Genomic DNA, 26,105 nt, shown 5'->3' on the forward strand with positions numbered 1-26,105 from the left:
AGCGGCCCCGGTGGTCCGGCCCCGGCAGCGGCCCCGGACCACCGGGGCCGCCCGCCCTCAGCCGCAGCAACCCCCACCGCAGCAGCCGCCTCCGCCCCCACCGGCCGACGGGGCGGCGGGCGCGGACTTGGCGGACGACCCGCCGACGGCCACGGTGGAGAGCAGCTTCACGGTGTCGGAGTGCCCGGCGGGGCAGGAGGCCGGGTCGGAGGACTGGGCCATCGGGCGGCTGAGTTCGAACGTGTCTCCGCAGGAGCGGCAGCGGAATTCGTAACGAGGCATGGCCCCAGGCTAACCGTCACCGGTCCGCCGGAAACAGGCACGACGGGCGGCGGGTCAGGAGCGGCGGCAGAAAGCGAAACGGGGCCGGGATCCACGACCGGTTCAGGGGCTGCGCCGCCTCAGAGGCCGCACCGGTTCAGGGGCTGCGCCGGACGGCCGGCATCGGCGACGTGGCCGCCTTCCGGGTCAGCCGTGCCTCCCGCTCGGCCTCCTCGGGGTGCCGGGCCCGCCAGTACGGGTTGTCGTGCGGAAGACCGCCGCTGACCCGCCCGTACATCCCGAAGACCATCAGCATCAGGCCGACCACGAAGCTGAACAGCACGTTCTGGAGGTGGAAGGCGAGGAAGTTGTACTCGGTCTCCAGCAGCGCGAGATTGACGAAGCCGCTGAGGATGAAGGCGACGCCCAGAATCATGTTGAGCGTCGAGGCGAAGTTGCCCCCGATCACCATCCCTATGAACAGCAGCAGGCCGACGCAGATGGACAGGACGCTCAGGGCGCCGTTGGTGTTGAGGCCCGCGACGGTGGCTCCGCCGGTGCTGAAGAAGCCGATCTTGTTGATCAGCCCCAGCACACCGAAGGCGAGCAGCACCAGCCCCATCAGCCCTGCACCGACCCGATAGACCTGACTGAGCCGATGATCGACCGGCAGATGCTGGTCGAGCCGGGTGGCCTTGCGGCGACGGGGAGACCGTCGGCCCGTGGCGTGCAGTACGTGGGTGGCCATGTCGGTCGGCCTCCTTCGGGCGTACTACCAGGATCCGCCCAAGGCGTGGCCGCCGCGCGCCGGAGAACGCGTACGGAGCCCACAGCCGAGCGTGTACGCACGGAGGTGGCCGGGCCCTACAGAAAGATCGGGCACCGACCTCGTACAACGCAACTCGGCCCAGCCCAGCCGCCGACTTCGTACCACTCAGTTCAGCTCGGCCGCCGACTTCGTACCACTCAGTTCAGCTCGGCCCGGCTCAGGCGCCGGCTCCGCGTTCCTCACGGATCTCGGAGACCACGTGCGCGGCCGTCTGGCGGACGGCCTCGGTCTCGGTCAGGAAGTGCCAGTAGTCGGGATGGCGCCCGTCGAGCCCGGCGACGGCGCGATCCAGCCGGGCCACGGCATCGTCCAGCGGACGGGCATGGCGCGGATCGGGCGTGCTGCGACCGGCCATGGCCAGGCGCTGCGCGTCCCGGACCGCGAACCGGGTCCGCTGGATCTCCTGCTGGGGGTCCTTGGCCACGTCGTCCAGCCGGTGCAGCCGGTCACCGGCCGCGGACACCGCCTCGTCCGTGGCGTTCAGCAAGGCGCGGACCGTGCTCAGCCGGGACGTCGCATCGGCCCACCGCTGCTCGTCCCGCGCCTGGGCGGCTTCCTTCAGCTTCTCCTCGGCCTGCCGCACATTGACGGCAGCCTGCTCGGGCACGGGCTGGAGGTCCTGCCAGCACGCCGCCGAGAAACGCCGCCGCAACTCGCTCAGCACCGGCTCCACCGAACCCGCCCGGGTCGTCAACGCCTGGGCGCGCGTGCGCAGCGATACGAGCCGGTGGTCGATCTCGGCGGCGCGGCCGGGCAGCCCGGCCGCCTCGGACCGCACCGCCTCGGCATCGCGCAACACCCGGTCGGCACGCTGCAGGGTCTCCGGAACACCGTGCCGGCCGGCGCCCTGGTTGAGCTTGGTCAGCTCGGGAGCGAGGGCCGCCAGCCGGGCGGCGAGATCGTCCGCCCGCAGACCGGACGCGCGCACCGCATCGAGAGCGTTGCTCGCACCCAGCAGCGCCTGCCGGGCCCGCTCCACGGCGGGCGCGAGCCGGGCGAGCTGCGTCTCCGCACTGCCCAGCAGCGGACCGAGCCCCTGGCCGAACCGGTCCAGCTCGGCCTTGACCCGTACCAGCTCGTCCTTGGCCGTGGCCAGCTCGGCCCGCGCGCGGGCGGCGACCGAGGGCTCCAGATCGTCCCGGTCCAGGTCGTGTGCGTCGACCGCGGTGATGTACGTATGACTGGCTTCGTCGATCCGTCGGCCCAGGGCGGCGAAGTCGTCCACGGCCTTGCGCGCGGCGGGCGAGCTGTCCACCGCGGTGATCGTCTCGATCGAGATCCGCAGATCGCGCTGGGCCGTGTCCAGCTCGTAGAAGGCGGAGGCGGCGGCATCCTTCGCGGCCTGCGCCTCGGCGCGCTGACTCTCCCCCCGCCCGCCGAACCAGCGCCTCGTACCGCCACCGGCGAAGGCGGCGGGCAGCGCGGCGGCGAGCAGCGGCACCGGCAACAGCATCAGCACGAAGACGTCCCTGACGGCGGAAATCCCACCCGCTCCCGCCCGCGGCTGCGCGTCTGTCGCCGTCACATCCCTCTCCCGTGCCGTTTCGCCCTGCCCGGTACATTCTCCCACCAGGTAAGGACGAACACACGGGCCGGTTAGTTCACGCTTCGGACCGTGACTTGGCCGTTGTCGCTCCGGGCCTTCACCACATGACTGCTGCCGGCGCTGCGCGGCGCGTCCACCGAGGTGTTCCCGTTGCGGGCGGAGACGTCCACCGCGTACCGCACGGAACCGGCTGGCAGATCGATGGTGATCCCCCCGTTGTCGCTCGCGGTGTCCACGAGATCCGGCGCGGCGGCGAACCCCAGCTGGATTCGGCCGTTGTCGGACCGGGCCGAGACGGACTTGGCCGATATCCGCTCGCCGACGATGCCGCCGTTGTCGCTGGACAGCTTGAGCGGCCCGGTGCAGTCCCGCACGGTCACCCTGCCGTTGTCGGCGCCGAGCGTGAGCGGGGTACGGAAGCCGGAGGCGACGATCCTCCCGTTGTCCCCCTCGACGACCACCGCCACCCCGCGCGGCACCTTCACCTGATGCTGCGCGTCACAGTTGCTGACCAACGCCTTGCACTTCACCTGGAGCGTGAGGGTGTCGTTCTCCATCTCCCACCGCGGATCGGGCCCGTTCCCGAGCACCACCCAACCGTCGACACGGCGGGTCACCTCGACCTTCCGCACATCGGCCGGCACGAGCTCCAGCGACGACTGCCCGGAATGGATGGTCAGCGTCTTCCCGCTCAGCGCGAACGACTTGTGCTCGGCAGGCGCGTCGCCCACGTCCGCACTGCCACAACCGGCAAGCGCGAGCGCCATGAGCACGGCGCCACCGGACGCGATGAAAGTACGGCTACGGACTGCCACGATGATCTTTCCCCCAGGTCGTACGACGGATGCTCCCGACGTTGCGGCTTCACCGTACGTACCTCTCCGCCCCGGCCAGAATCCGGAGGGCTACCGTACGCGGGGTAGGGATATCCCCCGTACGAGCCCGCACCCCCACCTCCCCGACCACCATCACCCCTCCGCTGCCGCCGGGCACCGTTTGTGACCACGGGCCGTAGTCCATGTACGCTGTTGCCTCATCCACGGGTGCGTAGCTCAGGGGTAGAGCGCTGCTCTTACAAAGCAGATGTCGGCGGTTCGAAACCGTCCGCGCCCACCGGTTCAAAAAGAGAAACCCCAGGTCAAGCCTCAGCCGACCTGGGGTTTCCTCATGCTTAGGTTCTGACTCCGTGACGGGTACGGATCAGGCGTTGGGGCGCTTGCCGTGGTTGGCGTTCTTCTTCTTGCGGGCGCGGCGCTTGTTTCCTCGCTTGGCCATGAGATGCCTCCCTCACCTGGGGTTTCGTGCCTTCGTCAGTTTAGGTTCGGCCCGTCTCTGTCGCATCAGCGGTCGGCGGGGGACACGTCCTCTGCGGTCGGGAGGAGCGCGTCGCCGTTCCTGTCCGTAGTCCTTGAGCCTCCCCCTGCGGGAGAGGCGAGCCCCGGCTCGCCGTAACGTGGCCTGTTCACGTCAGTACCGTCCCAGGGGGGATATATGTCGTACGGCTATCCGCCGCCCCAGCCCGGTCAGGAGCCTCAGCCGGGTCAGGAGAACCAGGTGCCTCAGGCCGGGCCGCCTGCTCAGCCGCCGTCCTCGTCGCCGTACGAGCACTGGCCGCAGCCCGCTACCGCGGCGTACGGGTATCCGCAGCCGCCGAGGAAGTCCCGTACCGGGCTGATCGTCACGCTGTCCGTGGTCGGCGGGGTGGCCGTCCTGCTGGCGCTCGGCGTGCTCGTCGCCGTGACGAGCGGGGGCGGGGGGTCGTCGTCGGCGAAGTCGAAGCCGTCGGCGGTGGAGGCGACGAAGGGTGGCACACCCGCTGCGGAAGGGGAGCCCGCGCCGGGTGATGCCTCCGATGTCCCTACGGAGCTGCCGGCCCTCGACGGTGCGGACGCCACGGGGGATGTGCGGATCACCCGGTGCGAGGTGGACTCGCTGACCGAGTGGCCGGATGCGGATGTGGAGATCGTGAACCACTCCGACACCCAGGCGTCCTACATCGTGTCCGTGGAATTCGTGGACGGCGAGGGTACGCGCCGGGCCTCGGGACTGGCCACGGCGACCGATCTGGCGGCCGGGCGGAAGTCGGTGCAGAAGGCCCAGGGGCTCGGGAAGGTGCCGGGCAAGATGACGTGCAAGGTGTCGAAGGTGACGCGGCTTCCCTCGTCGTAGCGACGGCTGCGGAGCCGTTCCCCGGCTCCGCGGGCCGCGGTCCGGGCCGTCACCCGTACGGGTGCGTCCGAGTGGTTGCGCCGACAGGTGCCGGGCAGGGTCGGTTCTGTCCCGCAGTCCCGATCCGGCCAAGGAGTTTCGATGGCACACGCAGCGCCCACGCCCGGTCCGGCGGGTTCCCCCGGTCAGGGGGGCATCAACCCCGATCAGGGAAACATCGACCGCGATCAGGGGGACATCAACCCCTGGGCCGCCAGCGGGATCATCTTCGCCGGTGTTCTGCTGCTCGTCGACGGTGTCCTCGGAGTGATCAAGGGGATCACCGGGATCGCCACCGACGATGTCTACGCGCACGTCAGGAACTACACGTTCAAGTTCGATGTGACCTCATGGGGATGGATCCACCTCATCCTCGGCATCGTGCTCGGGATCGTCGGCTGGGGCATCCTCAAGGGTGCCGGCTGGGCCCGCGCCACGGGTGTGGTGCTCGCCGCCATCAGCCTGATCGTCAACTTCATCTGGCTGCCGTACCAGCCGATCTGGGCGATCGTCTCCATCGCCATCGACGTGTTCGTGATCTGGGCCCTGTGCACGGACCGTTCGAAGGCGGTCATCTGAGGGTCGCCCGAGGCGGGCGTCCGAGGCGGTCATCCGGCGGTCGTCCGAGGCGGGCGGTTGTCAGTGGTGCGGTTCACACTGGAGACATGTGCCGCAGTATCAAGACCCTTCGTCCGCCCGCCATCCCCGAAGAGGCCACCGAGGAGGAGGTCCGGGCCGCCGCCCTGCAGTTCGTCCGCAAGGTGTCCGGCTTCCGCGCCCCGGCCGCGCACAACCAGCAGGTGTTCGACCAGGCCGTCGACGAGATCACCGAGGCGACCGTCAGACTGCTGGACGGGCTGGAGATACGGGGTGCGGTCAGGACGCCGTAGGAGCCGTGGCGGTCGCCGAAGCCGCGGCGGCCGCTTCCGCTGCCGGGCGGCGCATGAGGTACGCGGCCAGGGCGCCCGCCACGAACAGGGCGAGGACCGAGACGGCCGTGCCCACCCAGGTCGCGCCGAGCCACTGACCGCCGAAGTAGCCGAGGCCCACGCTGTAACCGGCCCATGCCACGCCCGCCAGGGCCGACCAGGGCAGGAATTCCTTGACCTTGCGATGCGCGGCACCCGCGCCCAGGGAGACCACCGAGCGTCCGGCCGGGGCGAAGCGGGCGATGATGACGAGGATGCCGCCGCCCCGGGCGAGGGCGGCACCGAGGCGTTCCTGCGCGGAGGTGAGGCGGCGGGAGCGGGCGATGGCCCGGTCCAGGCGCTCCCCGCCGCGCCAGGCCAGCCGGTACGCGACGAGGTCGCCGAGCACCGAGGCGGTGGCCGCGCAGAGGATCAGGGCAAGGAGCGAGGGGACCTCGGTGACCTGCCCGGCGGCGCCGGCGCCCGCGACGGTGGTCGAACCGGCGGCGGCCGCCGTGGCGGCGGTGATCACCAGCACCCCGCTGGGCAGCAGGGGCAGGAAGACGTCCAGGAGCACCGAGAGGGCGACCACGGCGTAGATCCATGGGCTGCTGGTCAGCGCGCCCACACTCTCAAGCACCTACTACTCCCCGATTCGGAACAACGCCGCGACGTCGCAGGGGAGCGGCAGGAGCGGCAGGGTCAGCTGTACAGCGTACGCCTGGCGTTCATCCGGTGATCCATAAATACGAGTGATGTTGGGAACCTCACGTACACCCAGAAATGGGAAGCCTCGGTTCCGGGCGCACGCCCGGATGTACGTGAGGAACGACCGGCTCGGGCCAGGGAAACGGTCCCGGGAGCGGCCCGGGGAGTGGGGTGAGGAGTGCGGCCCGGGGATGGGGTCGGGATCGGGGTGGGGAGCGGTCCGTGGGCGGGTGGGGCGCTCTTTGTGCGGGTCAGACCGTGACCGGCGGTGCCTGCTCGGATGTGCGGTCCTCTTCGTGTGCCGTGTCGCCCCGGCCGAAGAGCCGGTCCACGGCCAGTGCGCCGGGGCCGGTGAAGACCAGCAGGAGGAAGGTCCAGCAGAAGATGGCCGAGGGCTCACCGCCGTTCTGCAGTGGGAACAGCGCCTCGGGCTGGTGGACCTTGAAGTACGCGTACGCCATGGAGCCGGAGCAGATCAGGGCGGCGGTACGGGTGCCGAACCCGAGCATCACGAGGATGCCGCCGACGAACTGGATGACCGCCGCGTACCAGCCGGGCCAGGTGCCGGCGGGTATGGAGCCGCCGCCCATCGTGCCGCCGAGGATGCCGAAGAGTGAGGCGGCGCCGTGGGAGGTGAAGAGCAGGCCTACGACGATCCGGAAGAGGCCGAGCGCGTACGGCCGGGCCTGGTTCAGGTGTGTCTGCATGGGGGGCTCCTTCGGTCTGGTGGGGACGTGAACCGACTGAGTGGCTCAGATTAGGGAAACCTCACCAATGCTTGCAAGTTCAACATTATGTCGACTGGCTGAAAGCCGCCCCGTGGTTGTCGGTCAGCCTCCGGTCCGGTGCTGCCGCAAGCTGTGTACCTCCTGTCATGGCCTTGGCCTGAACCAATGGCAGCGCAGCTTTCCGGCCATGCGGGGGTGGGGCGCGGGCTGGTCGCCGGACCGAGATCCGCCGCTCCTGTACCACTGGGCCGGTGATGCGCCCGTCCGCTCGTGCCGCGAGCGGTCCGCGGATCCGCCGTCCCGTCGCGGTCGGCGGCCGGAGTGCGCCCGGCGCCCCTCGGGCCCGCCGCGTTCGCCGCGGCATGACGCCGCGCTCCGCGGTTCTGTGGGGTGGACCAATGACGGTGGGAGCCGTGGCGGCGAGGGGTGGTCGGGGGAGCCGGGCGGGCGGAGAGGGCGGGCGGGGCCTCTTCGCGGTCCCGGCGGGTCTCCTCGGCGTCGAGTGTCGGGCGTCGCTGATGGTCGAGCGCGCGGGCCGTGCGCGTGTCGGCCAACGCGGGGCCGTACTCGGCCGAAAATGCGTCGGTGGCTCAGGTGGTGGGACCGGCGGTCCGGGGCTCCCTCTCGCGCCGTCCCGGGCGCCTCCGGGTGCGCTTCGGGCGCTCCCGGTCGCCTCGGGCGTCCCCGTGCGCTGCCATGCACCCTTGTGCGCTCGCGCACACAAGTACGGAGCCGTGCGGTGTGCACGGCTCCGTACGGTGCGGGACGACGCGGAAGCGGGGGCGGGGCAGGGTGGGGCGGGACGACGCGGAAGCGGCGCGGGGAGGCCGGCGGTTCCGCCAGGGAGCTCTCAGGGCTCCTCGTTCCGGGCCCTGCCGGGGCCCGACTCCGTTGTGTGGATCAGCAGTTGTTCAGGATGGACTGCAGCGCGCTCTTCTCGGCCGAGTCGACGGTCAGGTCGTAGTAGTGCTTCACGTGCACCCAGGCGCGGGCGTACGTGCACTTGTACGCGTCCCGCGGCGGCATCCACTTGGCCGGGTCCTTGTCGCCCTTGGCCTGGTTGACGTTGTCCGTGACCGCGATGAGCTGCGGGCGCGTCAGGTCGTTGGCGTACGCCTGCCGCTGGGCGGTGGTCCAGCTGCTGGCGCCCGACCGCCAGGCCTCGGCGAGCGGGACCATGTGGTCGATGTCCAGGTCGGACGCGGCGGTCCAGGTGGCGCCGTCGTACTCCGAGTACCAACTGCCGCTGACGGCGGCGCAGCTGGAGTTCGTCTCCACGTTCGTGCCGTCGCGTTCGAGGACGACCTCGCGGGTGTTGCAGGCGCCCGACTGGGTGATCCAGTGCGGGAACTTGTCGCGGCTGTAGCCGCTCGACGAGCCCTCGGGGGCGACGGTCAGCTCGCTCAGATAGGTGCGGGCGGTCGAAGCGGAGACCGGGGTGGGCATGGCCGCCTGTGCGGAAGGCGCGGTGAGCAGGCCGGTGGTTGCGGCGAAGGCGGCGGATGCGGCGACGACGGCGATGCGACGCGCGTAGACACCAGACATGCGAACTCCCTTGATGTGGGGGGACCTTGGACGGGTGACCCGTGGGGCCCGGCCATCGTGACGGCGCCAGGTTTCCGTGGGGTGGGCGCCAGGTAACAGAGTGGCGACATGGCCACGTCACATCAAGAGTTCTGACCAACAGGGCTGGAGCATGGGGGCGTACGTCCGCATCTGCGCGGGCGTACGGGCTGACGCGGCGACAATGCGTGGGCGCCCGCGGCCGATTCGCGCGGGTGGTCCGAGCCGGGCCGGTCGTAGGGTTGCGGCGTGCTGCTACCGGTCAACATCACGCTCGGGGTCGTGCTCGCCGTGCTGCTCGCGGCGGCGGCCGGAGTCGCCGCGCTGGCCTCGCTCGGCCGGTCGCGCGAGATTCTGCTGGCCGGACTGCGGGCCGCGGTCCAGCTCGCCGCGGTTTCCCTGCTCATCGGCTGGGTGGTCCATGCGCTGCCGCCGCTGCTCGCGTTCATGGCGCTGATGTACGCCGTGGCGGTACGGACCGCGGGGCGCCGGGTCACCCGCAACGGCACCTGGTGGTGGGCGGCGCTGCCGATCGCGGCGGGGGTCGTGCCGGTGGTCGCCCTGCTGCTGCTCACCGGACTCCTCCCGGTCCGGGGCATCGCGCTGATCCCGGTGACCGGCATCCTCATCGGCGGTGCGCTGACCGCGACGGTGCTCGGCGGGCGGCGGGCGCTGGATGAGCTGACGACCCGGCGCGGGGAGGTGGAAGCGGGTATGGCGCTCGGGCTGCTCGACCGTGACGCGCGGATGGAGATCGCCCGGCCCGCGGCGGCGGACGCGCTGTTGCCGGGGCTCGATCAGACCCGGACGGTGGGGCTCGTGACCCTGCCGGGCGCCTTCGTGGGCATGCTGCTGGGCGGCGCCTCGCCGGTGCAGGCGGGGGCCGTGCAGCTGTTCGTACTGGTAGCCCTGATGGCCGTGCAGGCGGTGGCCGTCACGACGGTGCTCGAACTCGTGGCGCGGGGCCGGCTGCACCGGGAGTGAGGGCGGTCGGGCCGGCCGGTGCGGGCGGTCGCGGCAGGGTGAGCGGGGCGAGCGAGGCGGGTGGGTGAGCGGCCGGGGCCGTCCGTGGGGCTATCGGGCGCTGATGTGCAGGCGGATCGAGCCGTCGGGTGCCGCTTCCACCCGGACCTGCGTCAGGTCCTCGACGTGCGCGTCGGGGGAGAGCGCTGCGGCGCGCGGGCCGACGCCCACGATCCGCATGCCCGCCGCCCGGCCCGCCGCGATGCCCGCCTCCGAGTCCTCGAAGACGATGCAGTCCGCCGGGTCGAAGCCCAGCTCGGCCGCGCCCTTGAGGAAGCCCTCGGGGTCCGGCTTGCTGGCGCCGACGTTCTCGGCGGTGACGCGGATCTCGGGCATCCGCAGACCCGACGCGGTCATCCGGGTCCGGGCCAGCGCCGCGTCGGCCGAGGTGACCAGGGCGTGCGGGAGTGCGGCGATCGCGTCCATGAAGGCGGGGGCGCCGCCGACCGGCACGACGCCGTCGGTGTCGGCGGTCTCCTCGGCGAGCATGGCCCGGTTGTCCGCGTAGTTCTGCTCCATCGGGCGGTCCGGGAGGAGCACCGCCATGGTGGCGTACCCCTGCCGCCCGTGGACGACCTTGAGCGCGGCCTCCGGGTCCAGCCCCTCGCGCAGCGCCCAGCGCCGCCAGCAGCGCTCCACTACGGCATCGGAGTTCACCAGGGTGCCGTCCATGTCCAGGAGGAGGGCGCGGGCGGTGAGGACGGTGGCCGGCATGGGCGGGCTCCAGAACGGGGGGGAAGCGCAGGCGCCGGGGGACGCGGACGCGGGAAGGAGAGCAAGACGCGGGAAAGAGAACAAGCAGCCTCGCCCGCCGGTCAGGGGGTGGCGGGCGGAGGCTACTTTGTTCCATCACGATACAAAAACATGTCCGAGAAAGCCAATCCCTTCCGATCCGGGCGGTCGGACCCCTTCCGTCCCTGGGCCTCAAGGGAGCCTCGGCCTCTTCCGCCCCTGGTCTCAGGAGGAGCCCCGGCCCGTCGTCTCCGCCTCCAGGGCGCGGCGGGTGTGGGGGCCGTACACCCCCGAGGGGTCGCCCTCGATGAACTTGTACGACTGATAGACCCTCACCGCGCGCTCGACCTGGTCCGAGTAGGTGCCGTCGTCGCGCCCGGGGTACAGCCACAGCTCCGCCAGGCGGCGTTGCAGCTCGGCCACCTCGGGGCCCTGGTCGCCGGGGTGCAGCGCGGCTCCGGCCAGGGATGCGGGCGGCGCGGCCGACGGTGAACCGCTCGTGGTCCGCGAGGGCGAGGGCGAGGGCGGCTGTGAGGAGGCCGGGGACGCGGAGGAGGACGGCGAGGTGCTTGCCGAGGGCGAGGCCGAGGCCGAGGCGGGTGCGGACGGCGACGCGGGAGCCGATGCGGAGGGCGAGGGCGGTACGGAGGCCGTCGGCTCCGTCGCGCGGACGCTCGCCCCGGGGACATCGGCCACCGTGCCGGGCAGAGCCTGCCGCTGGTCCGCGTCCCCGTTGCCGCCTCCGCCGAGGAGCCCGCTCGCGAAGGCCGCAGCGCCCACCACGGCGATCAGGGCCACTCCGACCGCGGCGGCCGCGAAGGGACGGCGACGGTGCGACGGTTCGGGCTCCTGGTCGTCGAAGGGGCCGGACGGATCGGCCGGGCCGGCGGTGTCCGGCAGTGGGCGGTCCGCCGGATCCCGGCCCAGGAACAGCGGCATCGTCGTTGCCGCATCCTCCATGGGAAGGCGCGCCCCCGCTCCCTCTTCCACGGGAAGACGCGACCCAGGCCTGTCCGGACGCTCCTCCTCGGCGGCCGGAACAGTGTCGTTCCCCAGCGTCACGTACGGCCGTATCCGCAGCGGATCGAAGTCCTCGGCGGCCGCGATCTCCGCCCTGCCGACCGCCGACCGCTCGACCCGGTGCTGCTCGGCGGCCTGGTACTGCTCGGCGCCCCGGTGCTGCTCGGCGGCCCGGTGCCGCTCGGCGGCCGGTTGCCCGCAGCCGCACGCGGAACGGGCCCCGGTTCTTCCGCCGGGTCCGCTGTCCATACCGCACTCCGGGCATATATGTCCGGTCATTGTGGGCCCCTCCCCTTGATTGCCCTGCGATTATGCAGCGCGCTCCCGGCGTGCCCTGCTCAGCAGGCCATAACGGCACGGAAAGGCCAGGATAGGGATGTAGCGGACCCGAGGAGATGTTCCATGGCCCAGCATTTGAGCCCCCCGGCACCGGCCGAGGCCCCCGGCGGAGAGCGCTCCAGGCGGTCGATCCTCGTGGCCATCGGGGCACTGCTCCTGGGCATGCTCCTGGCCGCGCTCGACCAGACCATCGTCGCCACCGCGCTGCCCACCATCGTCAGCGACCTCGGCGGGCTGGAACACCTCTCCTGGGTGGTCACGGCCTATCTGCTGGCGTCGACCGCCGCGACCCCGCTCTGGGGCAAGCTCGGCGACCAGTACGGCCGCAAAAAGCTCTTCCAGGCCGCCATCGTCATCTTCCTCATCGGTTCGGCGCTCTGCGGCATCGCCCAGAACATGCCGCAGCTCATCGGCTTCAGGGCCCTTCAGGGACTCGGCGGCGGTGGCCTCATCGTGCTCTCGATGGCGATCGTCGGCGATCTCGTCCCGCCGCGCGAACGGGGCAAGTACCAGGGCCTGTTCGGGGCGGTCTTCGGTGCGACGAGCGTCCTCGGGCCGCTCCTCGGCGGTCTGTTCACCGAGCAGCTCACCTGGCGGTGGGTCTTCTACATCAACCTGCCGATCGGCGTCGTGGCGCTCCTGGTGATCGCCGCCGTACTGCACATCCCGGTCCGCAGCACGAAACACACCATCGACTACCTCGGCACCTTCCTCATCGCCGCCGTCGCCACCTGCATGGTGCTCGTCGCCTCGCTCGGCGGCACCACCTGGGCCTGGGGCTCGGCACAGATCATCGGCCTCTCCGTGCTGAGCGTGCTGCTGCTGATCGCCTTCGTGTACGTGGAGCGCCGGGCCGCCGAACCCGTCATCCCGCTGAAGCTCTTCCGGATCAGGACCTTCACGCTCGTCGCCGTCATCAGCTTCGTCGTCGGCTTCGCGATGTTCGGGGCGATGACCTACCTGCCGACCTTCCTCCAGGTGGTGCACTCCATCTCGCCGACGATGTCCGGTGTGCACATGCTCCCGATGGTGCTGGGGCTGCTCCTCACCTCGACCGCCTCCGGTCAGATCGTCAGCCGCACCGGCCGCTGGAAGGTCTTCCCGATCGCGGGCACCGGTCTGACCGCCATCGGGCTCCTGCTGCTGCACCGGCTCACGGAGACCAGCAGCACCTGGGTGATGAGCAGTTACTTCTTCGTCTTCGGCGCGGGGCTCGGCCTGGTGATGCAGGTCCTGGTGCTGGTCGTGCAGAACGCCGTCACGTACGAGGATCTCGGTGTCGCCACCTCCGGGGCCACCTTCTTCCGTTCCATCGGTGCCTCGTTCGGTGTCGCCGTCTTCGGCACGATCTTCACCAACCGGCTCACCGACAAACTCGCCGCGGCGCTCGCCGGCCACGCACTGCCCCCCGGCGCCGGTGCGAACGGACTGGCCTCCGACCCGCGCGCCATCGGACAACTGCCGCCCACGCTGCGGCCCGCGGTGCTCCACGCCTACTCGACATCGATCACGGACGTGTTCCTGTACGCGGCTCCCGTCGTACTGGTCGCCTTCGTCTTCGCCTGGTTCCTCAAGGAGGACAAACTACGTGGCTCGGTGACGGCTCCGGAGGTGAGCGAGACGCTGGCGTCGAACCCGGTCGAGCGGTCCTCGTACGACGAATGCGCCCGCGCGCTCTCGGTGCTCGCCACCCGGGCGGGGCGCCGCGAGATCTATGTGAAGATCACCAAGAGGGCGGGGTACGACCTGCTGCCCGCGGCGAGCTGGATGCTGCTGCGCATCAAACGGCACGGCACGGTCGAACCGGCGATGCTCGCCGACATCGCCCCCGTGCCGCTGCGGGTGATCAGTGACGCGGCACGCCAGCTGGAGGAACGCCGGCTGGTGCGGCGCGAGGGCGTACAGCTGGTGCTCACCGAGGCCGGATCGGAAGTGGTGGTGAAGCTCTCGGACGCCCGGGAGGAGTCCATGGCCGAGCTGCTGGGTGATTGGTGGGGGCCGGACCGCCCGACCGATCTGGTCAGACTCGTGGAGGAGCTGACCGCCGAGACGAACGGGTCGAGCAAGGAACGACCGCACAGCCCCGAACCGAAGCGGGACCACGCGGCCTGAACCGTGCGTGCCTGAACCGCGCTACGGCCCCGCGGGCGTCGAGGGCGTCGTGGCTGCCTCGGATACCGAGGGCGTCGGGGGCAGCTCCTTCGCGAACCAGTGCTCCGCGTACTGGTTCCGCCGGTGGAACGCCGGGACCTCCCGGTAGCCGTGCTTGGCGTACAGCCCCCGCGCCTCTACCAGGTCGTTGCGGGTGTCGAGCCGGAGCGTGCGGATGCCGAAGGCGCGGGCCGCCTCCTCGACGGCCGCCAGGAGCAGTCCGCCGCCGCCCGTGCCCCGGTGTCCGGGGCGTACGAACACCCGCGTCAGCTCGGCGGTGTCCGCGTCCACCACCAGCAGCCCGGCACAGGCCGCCGCCTCGCCGTCGAAGCGGCCGACGACGAACTGGCCGGTGGGCGGGACGAGCCGGTCGGCCCCGTCGTCGGTGAGCCCCTCGTCGATCTCCTCGGCGGTGGCGGGCCGCCCCCAGTAGCGGCTGGCGACCTCGTCGTAGTAGTCGCGGCGCAGCAGCGAGGCATCGGGGGAGTCGAACGGTTCAGGGGCCAACGTCCAGGTCATGCCGGCCATTCTGACCTGAGCACGACCAAGGCGGCCAACGATTTCACCGGGCGGCGGGCCCTTCCGGTCCCTCCGGCCGCTCCCGCACCGCCCGCCGCCCGGCCCTCAGCACCAGCAGCACCACGACGGCCGCCACCAGCAGCACCGCCGCGAGCAGCGACAGCACCCAGGCGGGGGTGCCGACCACGGTCAGCAGCCGGTTCTCGTACACCTGGCGCCGGTACGGGGTGTCGGCGTCGGCCGCGCGCAGCTCGTGATCGCCGCCGATCCGCTCCGGGTGCGGGAACGACTGCTCGATCGCGGTGAGGAACACCGGCTTCCCGCCCGTCAGCCCGTCGAGCGCGTCCGTGTCCCCCGTCGTCGAGCGGGGATCGATCCGGCCCGCGTACGTCACCTCCGGCGTATCGCCGCCGATCGGGCCGCGCGGCTCCATCCGATGCGCGGCGAGGACGTACAGGCCGAGCTGCTGCGGGGTCGACGCCAGCTTCGACAGGCGCATCGGGTAGACCAGCCGGTCGCTGGCGAAGCGCAGCCGCAGCGGGTCGAGCGTGCCGCCGAGCGGGTTGTGGCCCTCGCGGGGAGCGAGCCGGATCGCGACGTACTCCCACCCCTGGTCGACATAGGGCTTCAGCGCCGTCGCCAGCCGGTCGGGCAGGTCGAAGCCGTTGTCCTCCAGCCACTTCCGCAGCGCCTCCGGGTCGTTCGCGGCCAGCCGCGCCACGTCGAAGGGGCCGAGCCGCTCCCGGCCGACCACCTCGACCGACGGGGCCCCGGCCGCAGGAGCCCGTGCCCCGTCCCCGACGCCGGAGGAGCCGGCGAACGGCCAGTCGTGGGCGCGGGGCCAGAAGTAGTGCCTGGTCACCAGCTCCGGCGAGGTCAGGGCGGAGAGCTCGGAGAAGAGACCGGGATCGCCGAGCTCCACGCTCGCGCGGTGCGGCACCGGCATGATCCAGGCCGCCTCGGGGGCGTTCCCGCGGACCGTGAGCCGCATCACGATCTGCTCGGTCCGGCCGTCCCAGCCGACCACCGAGGTCTCCCGGTCGACCGAGACCCGGGTCTCCCCGCCCGGGATCATCGCCCCGCAGCCGCAGGCGAACGCCGGGCTGATCAGCGACCCCAGTTGCAGTGACACCAGCATCAGCAGCAGGGAGAGCGCCCGCGCCGTCCACGCGCGCCCGCCACCGTCACCCCGCGTGCTCCGCTTCACCCCTGTGTGCCGCATGTACCGCCTGCCTCCCCCGTGAACGACGAACACGGGGGAGGACGTACGAACCCGAGTTCCGGTTCCGGCCGTACTTCCGCTTCCAGTGGCCCGACACACCCGTACTTTCGGACATTTTTTCGATCGTAAATCGGATGATATTCAGGTGAAAAGGGGGTCGATTGGGTCTATCTCGTAGTGCAATGCGATGGTTTCGGAGACGCCCGGATCGAGGGACGGGTGCCGGATCGGCGGGAGGGTCGGCGCAGCGTGGCGAATGCGGAGCACAGTGTGGGCGGGGACGCGGCGACGGGAGCGAGGACCGGGACCGCCCGTGCCCTGCTCTGGCTGGTTGTGGCCGCTCTGGCCGTACGGCAGATGGCGGTGGTGCTGAGACAGCCGCCGGGCGAACGGCTCACCGATCTGGAGACCTGGATCGGCGAGAACGGCGTGCTGCATGTGACGGGCTCGCTGTACGACAGCGACCGGTTCACCGGAACCCCGTTCGCCGGGCTGGTGCTGAAACCGCTGGCCCGCGCCGCGGAACAGAACCTGGGCGTCGTCTGGACCTTCGGCTCGCTGCTGCTCGTCGCCGCGCTGGGCATCGTCGCCGCCCGTGCGCTGCCGGGGCCGGTGTCCCGCCGTACCGCGCTGCTGGCCGCGCCCGTCGCGATCAGCCTGCTGATGGTCTCGCTGCCGGTCCGCAACGCGCTGTACCTGGGGCAGACCAGCATCCTGCCGGTCCTGCTGGTGCTGCTGGGCTGCTTCGTGGTGCGCGGGGAACGCGCCCCGGGCCTCCTGATCGGACTGGCGGCCGCGCTCCAGCCGACCGTGCTGCTCTTCGCCGTGCTGTTCCGGCTGACCGGACGCCGGCGGGCCGCGGTGACCGGCGGCGCGGCGTTCGCCGCCTGCACCGCCCTCGCCTGGGCCGTCATGCCGGGCGACTCATGGACGTACTGGGTGCACCATGTCGCGGGCGCCGGGCTCGGCGGCACCGCGGACGGCCTCGCCAACCAGTCCCTGCACGGCGCCCTGCTCCGGTCCGGTCTCGCGGGCCCGCTGGAGATCGCGCTGTACGTGGTGCTGGCGGCCGCCGTCTGTTTCCTCGGGCTGCGCCGCGCCGCGCGGTACGCGGGGGACGGGCAGCTGCTCCTCGCCGTCGCCGTGACCGGCTGCGTCGCGGTCGCCGTCTCGCCGACCGCCTGGCAGCACCAGCTGCTGTGGGTGCTGCTCGCCGTGGTCGGCCGGGTCGGGAAGCGGGCCTCCGACCGGCTGGTCTGGCCCGCGGTCGTGGTCCTCGTGCTCACGCTGCCGGGGACGGTGCTGCTGCCGAACATCGAGGCGGTCTTCCCCGTACGCGACAACGTGCTGCTGATCGTCGCGCTCGCCGCGGCCTGCGCCGTGCCGTTCCTGCCGCGTACCTCGGAGCACTGGCAGCACCCCGTTCCCGCGGACCGTGCCGCCCCGGTCCCGGCCCGCTGGAGCCGCGTCCCGCTGCTGCCGTTCTGGCGGCGGGTGCTGAGCCGGCCCAACCTGCTGCTGGAACTGCTCCTGATCAGGGTCGTGTACTCCGCGTACGCCCATGTCAGGCTCGCGGCCACGGCCGGCCGCGCCACCGCCGAACACCACGGCCGCCAGATCCACTCCATCGAACAGTGGCTGCACATCGACATCGAGCACTGGGCCAACCACGCGGTCGTGAACATCGGCCGGCTGAGGGGCTTCTTCGACTACTACTACTCGACCTTCCACTTCATCGTGCCGCTGGTGATCCTCGGGGTGCTCTACGTACGCCGCCCCGCGGACTACCGCTGGGCCCGCAGCACCATCGGCTTCGCCACGCTGCTCGCGCTGGTCGGCTTCTGGCTCTACCCGCTGGCCCCGCCACGCCTGATGCCGGGGCTCGGCTTCATCGACACGGTCCACGGCGTCCAGGACTTCGCGAAGCCGGACTACGGAAGCCTGACCGAGATGACCAATCAGTACGCGGCGATGCCCTCGCTGCACTTCGGCTGGTCGCTCTGGTGCGGTGTGGTCGTCTTCCTGCTGGCCCCGAAGGCGTGGATGAAGGTACTTGGGCTGCTGCACCCGCTCTTCACGGTCTCCGCGATCATCGCCACGGCCAATCACTGGGTGCTGGACGCGGTGGGCGGAGCAGCCGTGGTCGCGCTCGGCTTCGGGCTCACCCATCTGCTGGCGGGGCCCCGGAAGCTGCGGCCGGCGGCCGTACCGGCGGCGGCGAAGCCGCAGGACGACCTGGCGGCGCCGCTGCCGGTGCAGGTGCCGGTGCAGATGCCGAGAGCGACGGACGACCCGGTGGGCGGCAAGCAGCTCTGAGGGTGCGGAAGGGCCGAAGGGGTGCCGGGACGAACAACTCGTCCTGGCACCCCTTCGGCGTGGATCGCCGCCCGACCAGCATCCGCCCGTCCGCCCCGGTCCGCCACTCGAACGGCTCAGGAACCCGTCGTTCCCAGGGCCCAGGTGGCGAGGGAGAGCGTGGCCATGGAGACCACCGTCGAGGCGACCACGGCATCGCGGGCCACCCGGGTGTCCCGTCCGTACTGCTGGGCGTAGATGAAGGCGTTCTGAGCGGTCGGCAGGGCCGAGCAGAGCACCACGGCCAGGAGCTGGTGCTCCGGGAGACCCAGCAGCGGGCCGCCGACGACGAAGGCGATCAGGGGCTGGAGGAGCGTCTTGAGCGCCACCGTCACGACGACCTCGGCACGCCCCGTACGCCCGGCGCCCGCCCGGGGTGCCGGGTCCGGCGTGTCCGCCCCTGGTACCGCGTCCGGCAACGCCTCCGCCGAACCGTCGGCGGACGGGCGGGCGTTCAGGGAGAAGCCCAGTGTGATCAGGGCCGTCGGCACGGCGGCGGCACCCAGCAGGTCGAAGGAGTGGGCGAGGGCGTGCGGCAGCCGCAGCCCGAGCGCGGAGACGGCCAGCCCGAGCAGCGAGGCCATGATGATGGGGTTGCGGACCGGCATGGTCAGCATCCGCCGGACCACCACGCGCTTCCCGGAGCCCGGCCCTGTCCCTGCCCCCGTGTCCGTCCCCGCGTCCAGCAGGGTCAGGATCACCGGGGAGACCAACAGGACCTGGAACAGGATGATCTGGGCGACGAACGACGCGTCACCGAGCACCTGGACCGCCACCGGAATGCCGAGATTGGCGGAGTTGACGTAGCCCGACGCCATGCTGCCGATCGCCCGGTCGGCCGTGCCCCGGCCGAAGAGCCGCCCGGCCGCCAGGAACCCGAGGCCGCAGACCAGCGCGGTACCCGCGGCGAAGGCCACCATCGAGGGGTTGGCGAAGGAGGCCGGCCGTGCCCCGGACACCATGGTGAACAGGGCCGCGGGCATGGCCACATGGAAGACGAACCGGCCGAGCACGGCCTCCGCCCGGTCGCCCAGCAGACCGCTGCGGCCGACCGCGTACCCGATCGCGGTGAGCGTCCAGATGGGGGCGAAGGCGGAGAGCAGGGCAGACATGCCCGTCATGATCCTCGCGCCGTTGTGCGCCTCCCGCTCGGGGGTTCGACGGCATGTGGTGCCGGGTACGGACGACGGGGGCCGGGGCGTGAGGAAGGAGGCCCCCGTCGTCCACAACCGGCGAAAGCGGTCAGCTCCCGGCGGCGGTACCGGAACCGGCGGTGCTCGCGGCCGTACTGACCTGGAGCTGCTTGATCCCGTTGAGCCACGCCGAGCGCAGCCGCCGGGGCTCGCCGACCAGCCGCAGATCGGGCAGCACGTCCGCGATCGCGTTGAAGATCAGGTTGATCTCCATCACGGCGAGGGACTTGCCGAGGCAGAAGTGCGGACCGCCGCCGCCGAAGCCGAGGTGCGGATTGGGATCGCGGGAGATGTCGAAGGCCTCCGGGTTCTCGAAGACCTCGGGGTCGTTGTTGGCCGACGAGTAGAACAGCCCGACCCGGTCACCCTTCTTGATCCGCTGTCCGCCCAGTTCGGTGTCCTGGGTAGCGGTCCGCTGGAAGGAGACCACGGGAGTGGCCCAGCGGACGATCTCCTCGGCGGTCGTCTCCGGGCGCTCGCGCTTGTAGAGCTCCCACTCGTCGGGGTGGGTGAGGAAGGCGTGCATGCCGTGGCTGATGGCGTTGCGGGTGGTCTCGTTCCCGGCGACGGCGAGCAGGATCACGAAGAAGCCGAACTCGTCGGAGGAGAGGTTCCCCTCGCCCTCCGCGGCGACCAGCTGGGAGACGATGTCCTTGGCCGGGCACTCCTTGCGGGTGGCCGCCAGATTCATCGAGTACGAGACGATCTCCATGGCTGCCTCGGTGCCGACCTCCTCGGTGATCGCGTACTCGGGATCGTCGTACGCGGCCATCTTGTTGGACCAGTCGAAGAGCTTGGACCGGTCCTCCTGCGGTACGCCGATGAGTTCCGCGATCGCCTGGAGCGGCAGCTCGACGGCGATGTTGGTGACGAAGTCGAACGATCCGTCGGCGTCGGCGGAGGCGAGCGCGGTCTCGACGATCGAGCGGGCGCGGCTGCGAAGGGCCTGCTCCAGGGAGCGTACCGCCCGGGGGGTGAAGCCCCGCTGGACGATCTGGCGGACCCGGGTGTGCTCGGGCGGGTCCATGTTCAGCATGATCAGCTTCTGGACGTCGATCTGGTCCCGGCTGATCGACTCGTTGAAGCGGATGACCGCGGTGTTGAGGTTCGAGGAGAACAGCTCGGGGTGGGTGGAGACGTACTTGACGTCCGCATGCCGGGTGACGACCCAGTAGCCCGCGTCGTCGAAACCGGAGATGCCGGTCGGCTGGGTGCACCACCAGACCGGCGCGGTCTGCCGCATCTGTGCGAACTCCGGGTGCGGAATGCGGGATTGGAGCAGATCGGGATCGGTGAAGTCGAACCCTTCGGGCAGATGGGGGCAGGGCATCGGCATCTCCAGGTCGGTCCGAGGGCCGCCCGGACACCGCCTGACGGCCCATCAGATGTTGACGGAAAGGTAGTAACGAGTTCTACAACTGGCAAGAGCGGTGGTCCGTTCTGTTGCGTGAAGAGTGAGTGGGGTCGGCATGGGGCTGGTATGAAGCGGACGCAAGGTACGTGCAGGCCTCTTGCGTACCGGGGGTAAGCCTCATAAGACTGCTTGCAGAACTAGAACGCGTACTAGTTCCACCCGCGGGCGCCGGGACGCCCCTGCGGAAGTGCGAGGAGAGGACGAGCTCATGGCCGCGGAACCCGTCATCGTCGAAGCCGTACGCACCCCCATCGGCAAGCGCGGAGGCGCGCTCGCCAATCTGCATCCCGGCTATCTGCTGGGCGAGACCTACCGAGAGCTCCTCGGCCGCACCGGCATCCACGCCGACTGCGTCGAACAGATCGTCGGCGGCACGGTCACCCACGCCGGCGAGCAGTCCATGAACCCGGCCCGCAACGCCTGGCTCGCCGTGGGCCTTCCGTACGAGACCGCCGCCACCACCGTGGACTGCCAGTGCGGTTCCTCGCAGCAGGCCTCCCACATGGTGGCCAACATGGTCGCGGCCGGGGTCATCGACATCGGCATCAGCTGCGGTGTCGAGGCCATGTCGCGGGTGCCGCTGGGCAGCGGCTCCAAGCACGGACCGGGCAAGCCCTGGCCCGACGAGTGGAACGTCGACCTGCCCAACCAGTTCGAGGCCGCCGAGCGCATCGCCCGCAAGCGCGGACTGACCCGGGAGAACGTCGACTCGCTCGGGCTGATCTCGCAGGAGCGGGCCGCCGTCGCCTGGGCCGAGGAACGGTTCAAACGGGAGACGTACGCCGTCCAGGTGCCGACCACCGAGGAGGAGCAGGCGGCCGGACAGGGCATGTGGCGCCTGGTCGACCGGGACGAAGGGCTGCGCGACACCACCATGGAGGGGCTCGGCCGCCTCAAGCCGGTCATGCCCACCGCCATCCACACCGCGGGCAACTCCTCGCAGATCTCCGACGGCGCCTGCGCGATCATGTGGGCCTCCAAGCGGATGGCGCGCGCCCTCAAGCTCCGGCCGCGCGCCCGGATCGTCGCCCAGGCCCTGGTCGGTTCGGACCCGCACTTCCACCTCGACGGGCCGGTCGACGCGACCCGCGCGGTGCTCGGCAAGGCCGGGATGTCGCTCAAGGACATCGACATCGTCGAGATCAACGAGGCCTTCGCGTCCGTGGTGCTGAGCTGGGCCCAGGTCTTCGAGCAGGACCTCGAAAAGGTCAACGTCAACGGCGGGGCCATCGCCCTCGGCCATCCGGTGGGTTCCACCGGCGCCCGCCTCATCACCACCGCGCTGCACGAACTGGAGCGCCGCGACAAGGAGTTCGCGCTCATCACGATGTGCGCGGGCGGCGCGCTGGCGACCGGGACGATCATCCAGCGGCTCTGACCGGGACGACCGTCCAGCGGCTAGGGGCAGGCCGACCCCCGGCTCCGAGAGACAGGTCGCCCCCCGGCCCGGGGGTGGTGTCAGGTGCACCCCGGGGCGGGGGCCCACGCCGATGTCGGAGCGGCGCGCCGCCGCATAGTTTCGCGGTCATGGAAAACAACAACGCCCCGACCGCACAGCGGACTTCGCGCAAGCAGCGGCGCATCGACCGCCGGACGACCGCGGCCGCCGCGGTGCTGGTGCTCGCCGCCCTCGGCGTCGCGCCCGCCGTGGCGCAGCAGCCCGCGGGAGCACCCGCGGCTGCGCACTCCGCGACCGCGCACTCCGCGACCGCGCACGGCAGAGGCACCCTCCTGGGCATCACCCCCGTGGCCGACCTCGACCGCGCGGACGTCGCCCGGTTCCTCGCCTCGGGCGGCATGGACACCGGCACCGTCCGCCACGGACTGCGGGCCTACCGCCTCACCTACCGCACCGTCACCCCGCAGGGCGCACCCACCACCGCGACCGGTCTCCTGGCCCTCCCCAAGGGCGGACCGCACCGGCTCGACCTGGTCTCCGACACCCACGGCACCATGGCCCACCGCGACTACGCGCCCTCCGTCGGCGAGGACTTCGGCCGCTTCGCCCCGTACCTGCACGCCTCGGCGGGCCGTGCCGTCGCCGCACCCGACTATCTGGGCCTCGGCAAGGGCCCCGGCCGCCACCCGTACATGGACACCAAGTCCGCCGTCACCGCCTCCGTCGACATGCTGAGGGCTTCCCGCACCGCCGCGCAGCGCCTGAACCGGCCGCTCACCGGCGAGGTGTACGCCAGCGGCTTCTCCCAGGGCGGCCAGGTCGCGATGGCCCTGGGCAGGGCGCTCGACAAGGGGGTGGACCGGAACTTCAGACTCCGGGCCCTCGCCCCCGTATCGGGCCCCTACGACATCGAGAACGCGGAGACGCCCGCCCTCTTCGACGGCCGGGTCAACGACACCAGCGCCGTCTTCTACATGTCGTACTACCTCACCGCGCAGAGCAGACTGCACCCGCTCTACAAGAACACCTCCGAGGCGTTCCGGAAGCCCTACGCGGACATCGTCGACGATCTCTTCGACACCCACCACACCGAGGAGGAGATCATCCCGGCGCTGCCCGCGACGCTGAAGGAGCTGCTCACCGACGACTACTACCGCCGGCTCCAGCACCTCACCGGCGGTCTGCTGGAAGCGGCGCGCGCCCAGGACGGCAACTGCGCCTGGAAGCCGGACGTTCCGGTACGGCTCTACTCCTCGTCCGGCGACACCGATGTCCCGATCGCCAACGCACGCGACTGCGCCGCCGATCTGGCCGCCCGGGGCGTCGACGCCCCGGTGGTCGACCAGGGTTCGGCCGACCACAACACCACGTACATGAAGTCGGGTCCGCAGATCGTCCGCTGGTTCGACACGGTGGCCGCGCGGCGCTGAGCGCGGGACCGGTGGGGCGGGACGGGCGGGGTGGGGGGAACCCCGGCCGGGCGTCCGGCCGGGGCCCGGTCGCCGGGGCGACGGGGGTGTGCGATCAGTACGGCACATGGGTGGGGAAGGTGGCGGTCGGGCTGAACAGCGCCGCGTAGCCCTCCTCGTGGTGGCGGCGGTGCCGCCCGGACCGGCTCACTTCGGCGACCGGGGTCGCGAGCGTGAGCAGCCCGTTGTTGGCGAGTTCCTGGACGCGCATCAGCAGCGCGCGCACCTCCAGGCCGAGTTCGGCGGCCACCGTCTGGAGGTCGAGGCCCGACTCCCAGCTCCACAGCAGCACGGAGTCCATGCTCGGCGACCAGACGACGGGGTGCTCCACCTCGGCCGGCGGTGACGGCGCCGGGATGAGGGCCGGAGCCGTGGACGCTGCCGGCTGCGGTGCCTCCGGGGGCTGGGGCAGGGCCTCGTCGGCCGGTTGCGGTACGGCGCTCTCCGGCGCGGAGGGCTCCGCCGCCCCACCGCCCGCCGCCGACTGGGACCGGCTCAGGAGTTTCTCGGCGAGGTTCCGCGCGTCACTGCGGCCGACGGTCCGTCGTGCTAATCGCACTTCGCGCTCGTTCAGGCCCATCAAGTCCGCGATCGATCCGTCGTCACCGACCGTGACGGCGAAGGCGGCCAGCGTTCTACTGCGCTCCGCCTGTGTCTCGTCCAGCAACGCCTGTGCCTGGCGCATGCGTTCGTCGCTGGCGCAGAAAGCTTCCGCCAGGACGGTGTTCCGCTCCCAGAATTCTCGTGGTTCCACGAGAGTGACAACGCGCCGGTGGCCGCTGGGAACGGAGGGGTGAGCCAAAAGCGCCTAAATGGACTAACGGGTAATTATTTGGCCAAGTGAGGTCCGGCGCCCTGCCGCCCGGCGGGTGACCGGGCCGTGGCCGGGCACGGCGAAGGCCCCGACCGGTGGTCGGGGCCTTCGCGCGGGGTGTCCGGATGCCGGCTCAGTACCAGCCGTTGGACTGCCAGAAAGACCAGGCGGCACACGGGCTGCCGTAGCGGGAGTTCATGTAGTCCATGCCCCACTTGATCTGGGTGGTGGGGTTGGTCTGCCAGTCGGCACCGGCGGAGGCCATCTTCGAGCCGGGCAGGGCCTGCACGAGACCGTAGGCGCCCGAGGAGGCGTTGGTGGCGGTGTGGTTCCAGCCACTCTCGTGCTGGACGATGTTGCTGAAGCACTGGTACTGCGCGGCGTCGCCGATCATCGACTTCGCCGTGGCCTGCGCGCTCGCCGCGACGGTCGTCGGCGCGGCGGCCGGAGCGGCCATGGCCGGGGTGACGCCGAGGCCCAGGCCGGTGGCGCCGAGGAGCACGGCGGCGCCGGCGACGGCGGACTTGCGGCGGGCGGTGCGGGGCTTGGCGAGGAGGTTACGGGCGAACGACACAGAGAGACCTAACGTCGGGTACGGGGGAGTCGCGGGCCGGTCCGGATCGTGCGGTGGTGCGGGTGGACCGGTCTTCGTCGACCGCGGTCCGGTTCGGCGGACCCTGCGGTGCTCGGCGACTCATCCAGTGTTAGCGGCGGCCTTCAACCATCGCAACGACCCCGGGTACGAGCCCGCCTAGCACCCGGACCCGAAGGACCCGGGCCGCCCCGGCCGCCCCGGAGGCATCGTGGCAGGTCGGCGTCGGCGCGCGGGCGCGGGGCCCGGCCCGGGGCGGCTACTACCTCCGGTAGTGGTGGACCAAGGTCCTGTGGGGGCCCTCACTCGCGGGGAGCGTCAAATGTGACCTGGGCCTCGAAGTTGGCGCGGCGGGTGGCCCGGCGCAGCGCCTTCAGCAGCGGCGAACCCACGGCCAGCGTCAGTACCGCGGTGAGCACCGCCCGGCCCAGGTCCCAGCCGAGCGAGGTGGCCACGCAGTACGCGAGGAAGCGGACCAGGTTGTCCGCCAGGGGGTCGCCCGCGTGGAACGAGATGCCCGAGCCGGCCGGGGGCACCATCGTCCAGCCGTACAGGTTCATCACCGTGCCGTACGCGAACGACGCCACGAACCCGTACCCCGCCAGCGTCAGCAGCTCGGCCCGCCCGCGCAGCCGGTCCGGGCCCGGCAGCAGGCCCGCGCCCATCGCGAACCAGCTCATCGACAGCATCTGGAACGGCATCCACGGCCCCACCCCGCCGGTGAGCAGCGCGGAGGCGAACATGGTCACCGAGCCGAGCACGAAGCCGAAGCCCGGCCCGAGCACCCGGCCGCTCAGCACCATCAGGAAGAACATCGGCTCCAGCCCCGCCGTGCCCGCCCCCAGCGGGCGCAGCGCCGCGCCGACCGCGGCCAGCACCCCCAGCATCGCCACCGCCTTCGCGTCCAGGCCGGAGTCCGCGATCATCGCGACGACCACCCCGACCAGCAGCGGCAGCAGCGCGGCGAACAGCCACGGCGCGTCCCGCGAGTGCGCCAGCCCGGCACCGGGGTCGGCCAGCAGCGGCCAGCCGAACGCGATCACCCCGATCGCGCTGACGAGGACGAGCGCGGCAAGCGCACGCGGCCCGAGCCGTACCGGCCGCATCCGGCG

The 26,105-nt window shown here is 71.4% G+C and carries 25 protein-coding genes and 1 tRNA gene; 9 read left to right on the forward strand and 17 right to left on the reverse strand.

The genetic code is table 11. The annotated features are described in order from the left end of the window. Positions 1-57: 57 nt before the first annotated feature. The 4 genes from GA0115234_RS18425 to GA0115234_RS18440 all read right to left on the reverse strand — a co-directional run bounded on the left by GA0115234_RS18425 (position 58) and on the right by GA0115234_RS18440 (position 3,403). Positions 58-282, reverse strand: a complete 225-nt coding sequence (locus tag GA0115234_RS18425) for an FmdB family zinc ribbon protein (protein WP_093542989.1) — start codon at positions 280-282, stop codon at positions 58-60. A 136-nt stretch (positions 283-418) separates the two neighbouring features. Then, on the reverse strand, positions 419-1,009 hold the full coding sequence (locus tag GA0115234_RS18430; RefSeq protein ID WP_093542991.1) for a DUF4383 domain-containing protein: 591 nt from the start codon (positions 1,007-1,009) through the stop codon (positions 419-421). Between the two features lie 238 nt (positions 1,010-1,247). Then, positions 1,248-2,615 (reverse strand): hypothetical protein, encoded by a 1,368-nt coding sequence (locus GA0115234_RS18435; protein ID WP_093542992.1) that lies wholly within the window; start codon positions 2,613-2,615, stop codon positions 1,248-1,250. A 71-nt stretch (positions 2,616-2,686) separates the two neighbouring features. Continuing rightward, positions 2,687-3,403 (reverse strand): DUF4097 family beta strand repeat-containing protein, encoded by a 717-nt coding sequence (locus GA0115234_RS18440; RefSeq protein ID WP_161275615.1) that lies wholly within the window; start codon positions 3,401-3,403, stop codon positions 2,687-2,689. 274 nt (positions 3,404-3,677) lie between these two features. Between GA0115234_RS18440 and GA0115234_RS18445 the strand changes: the two genes are divergently transcribed. Continuing rightward, positions 3,678-3,749: transfer RNA gene (locus GA0115234_RS18445), tRNA-Val, on the forward strand. A gap of 87 nt (positions 3,750-3,836) precedes the next feature. On the opposite strand, the gene GA0115234_RS44350 is transcribed toward GA0115234_RS18445, so the two are convergent. Then, the gene (locus tag GA0115234_RS44350) at positions 3,837-3,911 is read right to left on the reverse strand and encodes a 50S ribosomal protein bL37 (RefSeq protein ID WP_015034725.1); all 75 of its coding nucleotides are present in this window, start codon (positions 3,909-3,911) and stop codon (positions 3,837-3,839) included. Between the two features lie 279 nt (positions 3,912-4,190). Here GA0115234_RS44350 and GA0115234_RS18450 point away from each other — a divergent pair, with 279 nt between their 5' ends. The 3 genes from GA0115234_RS18450 (at position 4,191) to GA0115234_RS18460 (ending at position 5,734) form a co-directional block, all read left to right on the forward strand. Then, positions 4,191-4,805, forward strand: a complete 615-nt coding sequence (locus tag GA0115234_RS18450; protein WP_141718443.1) for a hypothetical protein — start codon at positions 4,191-4,193, stop codon at positions 4,803-4,805. A gap of 141 nt (positions 4,806-4,946) precedes the next feature. After that, on the forward strand, positions 4,947-5,423 hold the full coding sequence (locus GA0115234_RS18455; RefSeq protein ID WP_237541498.1) for a DUF7144 family membrane protein: 477 nt from the start codon (positions 4,947-4,949) through the stop codon (positions 5,421-5,423). A gap of 86 nt (positions 5,424-5,509) precedes the next feature. After that, positions 5,510-5,734 carry a DUF2277 domain-containing protein gene (locus tag GA0115234_RS18460; RefSeq protein ID WP_093542998.1) on the forward strand — a complete coding sequence of 75 codons (225 nt, stop codon included), beginning with the start codon at positions 5,510-5,512 and terminating at the stop codon, positions 5,732-5,734. Here GA0115234_RS18460 and GA0115234_RS18465 read toward each other — a convergent pair. The 3 genes from GA0115234_RS18465 to GA0115234_RS18475 form a co-directional block, all read right to left on the reverse strand. Continuing rightward, the gene (locus GA0115234_RS18465; RefSeq protein WP_093543000.1) at positions 5,721-6,392 is read right to left on the reverse strand and encodes a DedA family protein; all 672 of its coding nucleotides are present in this window, start codon (positions 6,390-6,392) and stop codon (positions 5,721-5,723) included. The two genes, GA0115234_RS18460 and GA0115234_RS18465, sit on opposite strands and share 14 nt — an antisense overlap. Before the next feature lie 319 nt (positions 6,393-6,711). Next, the gene (locus tag GA0115234_RS18470) at positions 6,712-7,167 is read right to left on the reverse strand and encodes a DoxX family protein (protein ID WP_093543001.1); all 456 of its coding nucleotides are present in this window, start codon (positions 7,165-7,167) and stop codon (positions 6,712-6,714) included. Positions 7,168-8,088: 921 nt separating this feature from the next. Continuing rightward, on the reverse strand, positions 8,089-8,733 hold the full coding sequence (locus tag GA0115234_RS18475) for an HNH endonuclease family protein (RefSeq protein ID WP_093543003.1): 645 nt from the start codon (positions 8,731-8,733) through the stop codon (positions 8,089-8,091). A 267-nt stretch (positions 8,734-9,000) separates the two neighbouring features. Between GA0115234_RS18475 and GA0115234_RS18480 the strand changes: the two genes are divergently transcribed. Next, on the forward strand, positions 9,001-9,735 hold the full coding sequence (locus GA0115234_RS18480) for an ABC transporter permease (RefSeq protein ID WP_093543005.1): 735 nt from the start codon (positions 9,001-9,003) through the stop codon (positions 9,733-9,735). Between the two features lie 90 nt (positions 9,736-9,825). On the opposite strand, the gene GA0115234_RS18485 is transcribed toward GA0115234_RS18480, so the two are convergent. Both GA0115234_RS18485 and GA0115234_RS18490 read right to left on the reverse strand, forming a co-directional pair. Further along, complete coding sequence (locus GA0115234_RS18485) at positions 9,826-10,488, reverse strand: HAD-IA family hydrolase (protein WP_093543007.1); 663 nt, start codon at positions 10,486-10,488, stop codon at positions 9,826-9,828. Between the two features lie 243 nt (positions 10,489-10,731). Then, positions 10,732-11,775 (reverse strand): peptidoglycan-binding domain-containing protein, encoded by a 1,044-nt coding sequence (locus GA0115234_RS18490; RefSeq protein WP_237541500.1) that lies wholly within the window; start codon positions 11,773-11,775, stop codon positions 10,732-10,734. A gap of 153 nt (positions 11,776-11,928) precedes the next feature. Between GA0115234_RS18490 and GA0115234_RS18495 the strand changes: the two genes are divergently transcribed. Further along, positions 11,929-13,977, forward strand: a complete 2,049-nt coding sequence (locus GA0115234_RS18495) for an MFS transporter (protein WP_093543010.1) — start codon at positions 11,929-11,931, stop codon at positions 13,975-13,977. A 21-nt stretch (positions 13,978-13,998) separates the two neighbouring features. Here GA0115234_RS18495 and GA0115234_RS18500 read toward each other — a convergent pair whose 3' ends face one another. Beyond that, positions 13,999-14,535, reverse strand: a complete 537-nt coding sequence (locus GA0115234_RS18500; RefSeq protein ID WP_093543381.1) for a GNAT family N-acetyltransferase — start codon at positions 14,533-14,535, stop codon at positions 13,999-14,001. A 43-nt stretch (positions 14,536-14,578) separates the two neighbouring features. Further along, on the reverse strand, positions 14,579-15,673 hold the full coding sequence (locus tag GA0115234_RS18505; RefSeq protein ID WP_093543383.1) for a DUF2330 domain-containing protein: 1,095 nt from the start codon (positions 15,671-15,673) through the stop codon (positions 14,579-14,581). Positions 15,674-16,075: 402 nt separating this feature from the next. Between GA0115234_RS18505 and GA0115234_RS18510 the strand changes: the two genes are divergently transcribed. Then, the gene (locus GA0115234_RS18510; protein ID WP_093543385.1) at positions 16,076-18,073 is read left to right on the forward strand and encodes a bifunctional glycosyltransferase 87/phosphatase PAP2 family protein; all 1,998 of its coding nucleotides are present in this window, start codon (positions 16,076-16,078) and stop codon (positions 18,071-18,073) included. A 116-nt stretch (positions 18,074-18,189) separates the two neighbouring features. On the opposite strand, the gene GA0115234_RS18515 is transcribed toward GA0115234_RS18510, so the two are convergent. Together GA0115234_RS18515 and GA0115234_RS18520 are read right to left on the reverse strand one after the other, a co-directional pair. Continuing rightward, the gene (locus GA0115234_RS18515; RefSeq protein ID WP_237541501.1) at positions 18,190-19,224 is read right to left on the reverse strand and encodes an AEC family transporter; all 1,035 of its coding nucleotides are present in this window, start codon (positions 19,222-19,224) and stop codon (positions 18,190-18,192) included. 130 nt (positions 19,225-19,354) lie between these two features. Next, positions 19,355-20,635, reverse strand: coding sequence for a cytochrome P450 (locus GA0115234_RS18520; protein ID WP_093543013.1), 1,281 nt, complete (start codon positions 20,633-20,635; stop codon positions 19,355-19,357). A 292-nt stretch (positions 20,636-20,927) separates the two neighbouring features. Between GA0115234_RS18520 and GA0115234_RS18525 the strand changes: the two genes are divergently transcribed. Then, the gene (locus tag GA0115234_RS18525; RefSeq protein WP_093543014.1) at positions 20,928-22,097 is read left to right on the forward strand and encodes a steroid 3-ketoacyl-CoA thiolase; all 1,170 of its coding nucleotides are present in this window, start codon (positions 20,928-20,930) and stop codon (positions 22,095-22,097) included. A gap of 149 nt (positions 22,098-22,246) precedes the next feature. Beyond that, positions 22,247-23,548: an alpha/beta hydrolase gene (locus GA0115234_RS18530; protein WP_093543016.1), complete on the forward strand. Its 1,302-nt coding sequence runs from the start codon at positions 22,247-22,249 to the stop codon at positions 23,546-23,548. Positions 23,549-23,642: 94 nt separating this feature from the next. On the opposite strand, the gene GA0115234_RS18535 is transcribed toward GA0115234_RS18530, so the two are convergent. The 3 genes from GA0115234_RS18535 to GA0115234_RS18545 form a co-directional block, all read right to left on the reverse strand. After that, a complete protein-coding gene (locus tag GA0115234_RS18535; protein ID WP_141718444.1) occupies positions 23,643-24,341 on the reverse strand; it encodes a hypothetical protein in 699 nt (232 codons plus the stop codon). Between the two features lie 193 nt (positions 24,342-24,534). Continuing rightward, the gene (locus GA0115234_RS18540; protein ID WP_093543020.1) at positions 24,535-24,975 is read right to left on the reverse strand and encodes an aggregation-promoting factor C-terminal-like domain-containing protein; all 441 of its coding nucleotides are present in this window, start codon (positions 24,973-24,975) and stop codon (positions 24,535-24,537) included. A gap of 320 nt (positions 24,976-25,295) precedes the next feature. Next, positions 25,296-26,099, reverse strand: coding sequence for an ECF transporter S component (locus GA0115234_RS18545; RefSeq protein WP_176729211.1), 804 nt, complete (start codon positions 26,097-26,099; stop codon positions 25,296-25,298). Positions 26,100-26,105 lie beyond the last annotated feature (6 nt).

This window comes from Streptomyces sp. DvalAA-43, from assembly GCF_900091725.1.
GTDB lineage: Bacteria > Actinomycetota > Actinomycetes > Streptomycetales > Streptomycetaceae > Streptomyces > Streptomyces pulveraceus.

Coding starts and splice junctions, on each gene's coding strand:
- GA0115234_RS18515 (WP_237541501.1), bottom strand. CDS start 19,224: ATGTCTGCCCTGCTCTCCGCCTTCGCCCCCATCTGGACGCTCACCGCG.
- GA0115234_RS18440 (WP_161275615.1), bottom strand. CDS start 3,403: ATGGCGCTCGCGCTTGCCGGTTGTGGCAGTGCGGACGTGGGCGACGCG.
- GA0115234_RS18530 (WP_093543016.1), top strand. CDS start 22,247: ATGGAAAACAACAACGCCCCGACCGCACAGCGGACTTCGCGCAAGCAG.
- GA0115234_RS18490 (WP_237541500.1), bottom strand. CDS start 11,775: ATGGACAGCGGACCCGGCGGAAGAACCGGGGCCCGTTCCGCGTGCGGC.
- GA0115234_RS18495 (WP_093543010.1), top strand. CDS start 11,929: ATGGCCCAGCATTTGAGCCCCCCGGCACCGGCCGAGGCCCCCGGCGGA.
- GA0115234_RS18455 (WP_237541498.1), top strand. CDS start 4,947: ATGGCACACGCAGCGCCCACGCCCGGTCCGGCGGGTTCCCCCGGTCAG.
- GA0115234_RS18485 (WP_093543007.1), bottom strand. CDS start 10,488: ATGCCGGCCACCGTCCTCACCGCCCGCGCCCTCCTCCTGGACATGGAC.
- GA0115234_RS18475 (WP_093543003.1), bottom strand. CDS start 8,733: ATGTCTGGTGTCTACGCGCGTCGCATCGCCGTCGTCGCCGCATCCGCC.
- GA0115234_RS18425 (WP_093542989.1), bottom strand. CDS start 282: ATGCCTCGTTACGAATTCCGCTGCCGCTCCTGCGGAGACACGTTCGAA.
- GA0115234_RS18505 (WP_093543383.1), bottom strand. CDS start 15,673: ATGCTGGTGTCACTGCAACTGGGGTCGCTGATCAGCCCGGCGTTCGCC.
- GA0115234_RS18545 (WP_176729211.1), bottom strand. CDS start 26,099: ATGCGGCCGGTACGGCTCGGGCCGCGTGCGCTTGCCGCGCTCGTCCTC.
- GA0115234_RS18520 (WP_093543013.1), bottom strand. CDS start 20,635: ATGCCCTGCCCCCATCTGCCCGAAGGGTTCGACTTCACCGATCCCGAT.
- GA0115234_RS18500 (WP_093543381.1), bottom strand. CDS start 14,535: ATGACCTGGACGTTGGCCCCTGAACCGTTCGACTCCCCCGATGCCTCG.
- GA0115234_RS18430 (WP_093542991.1), bottom strand. CDS start 1,009: ATGGCCACCCACGTACTGCACGCCACGGGCCGACGGTCTCCCCGTCGC.
- GA0115234_RS18460 (WP_093542998.1), top strand. CDS start 5,510: ATGTGCCGCAGTATCAAGACCCTTCGTCCGCCCGCCATCCCCGAAGAG.
- GA0115234_RS18470 (WP_093543001.1), bottom strand. CDS start 7,167: ATGCAGACACACCTGAACCAGGCCCGGCCGTACGCGCTCGGCCTCTTC.
- GA0115234_RS18525 (WP_093543014.1), top strand. CDS start 20,928: ATGGCCGCGGAACCCGTCATCGTCGAAGCCGTACGCACCCCCATCGGC.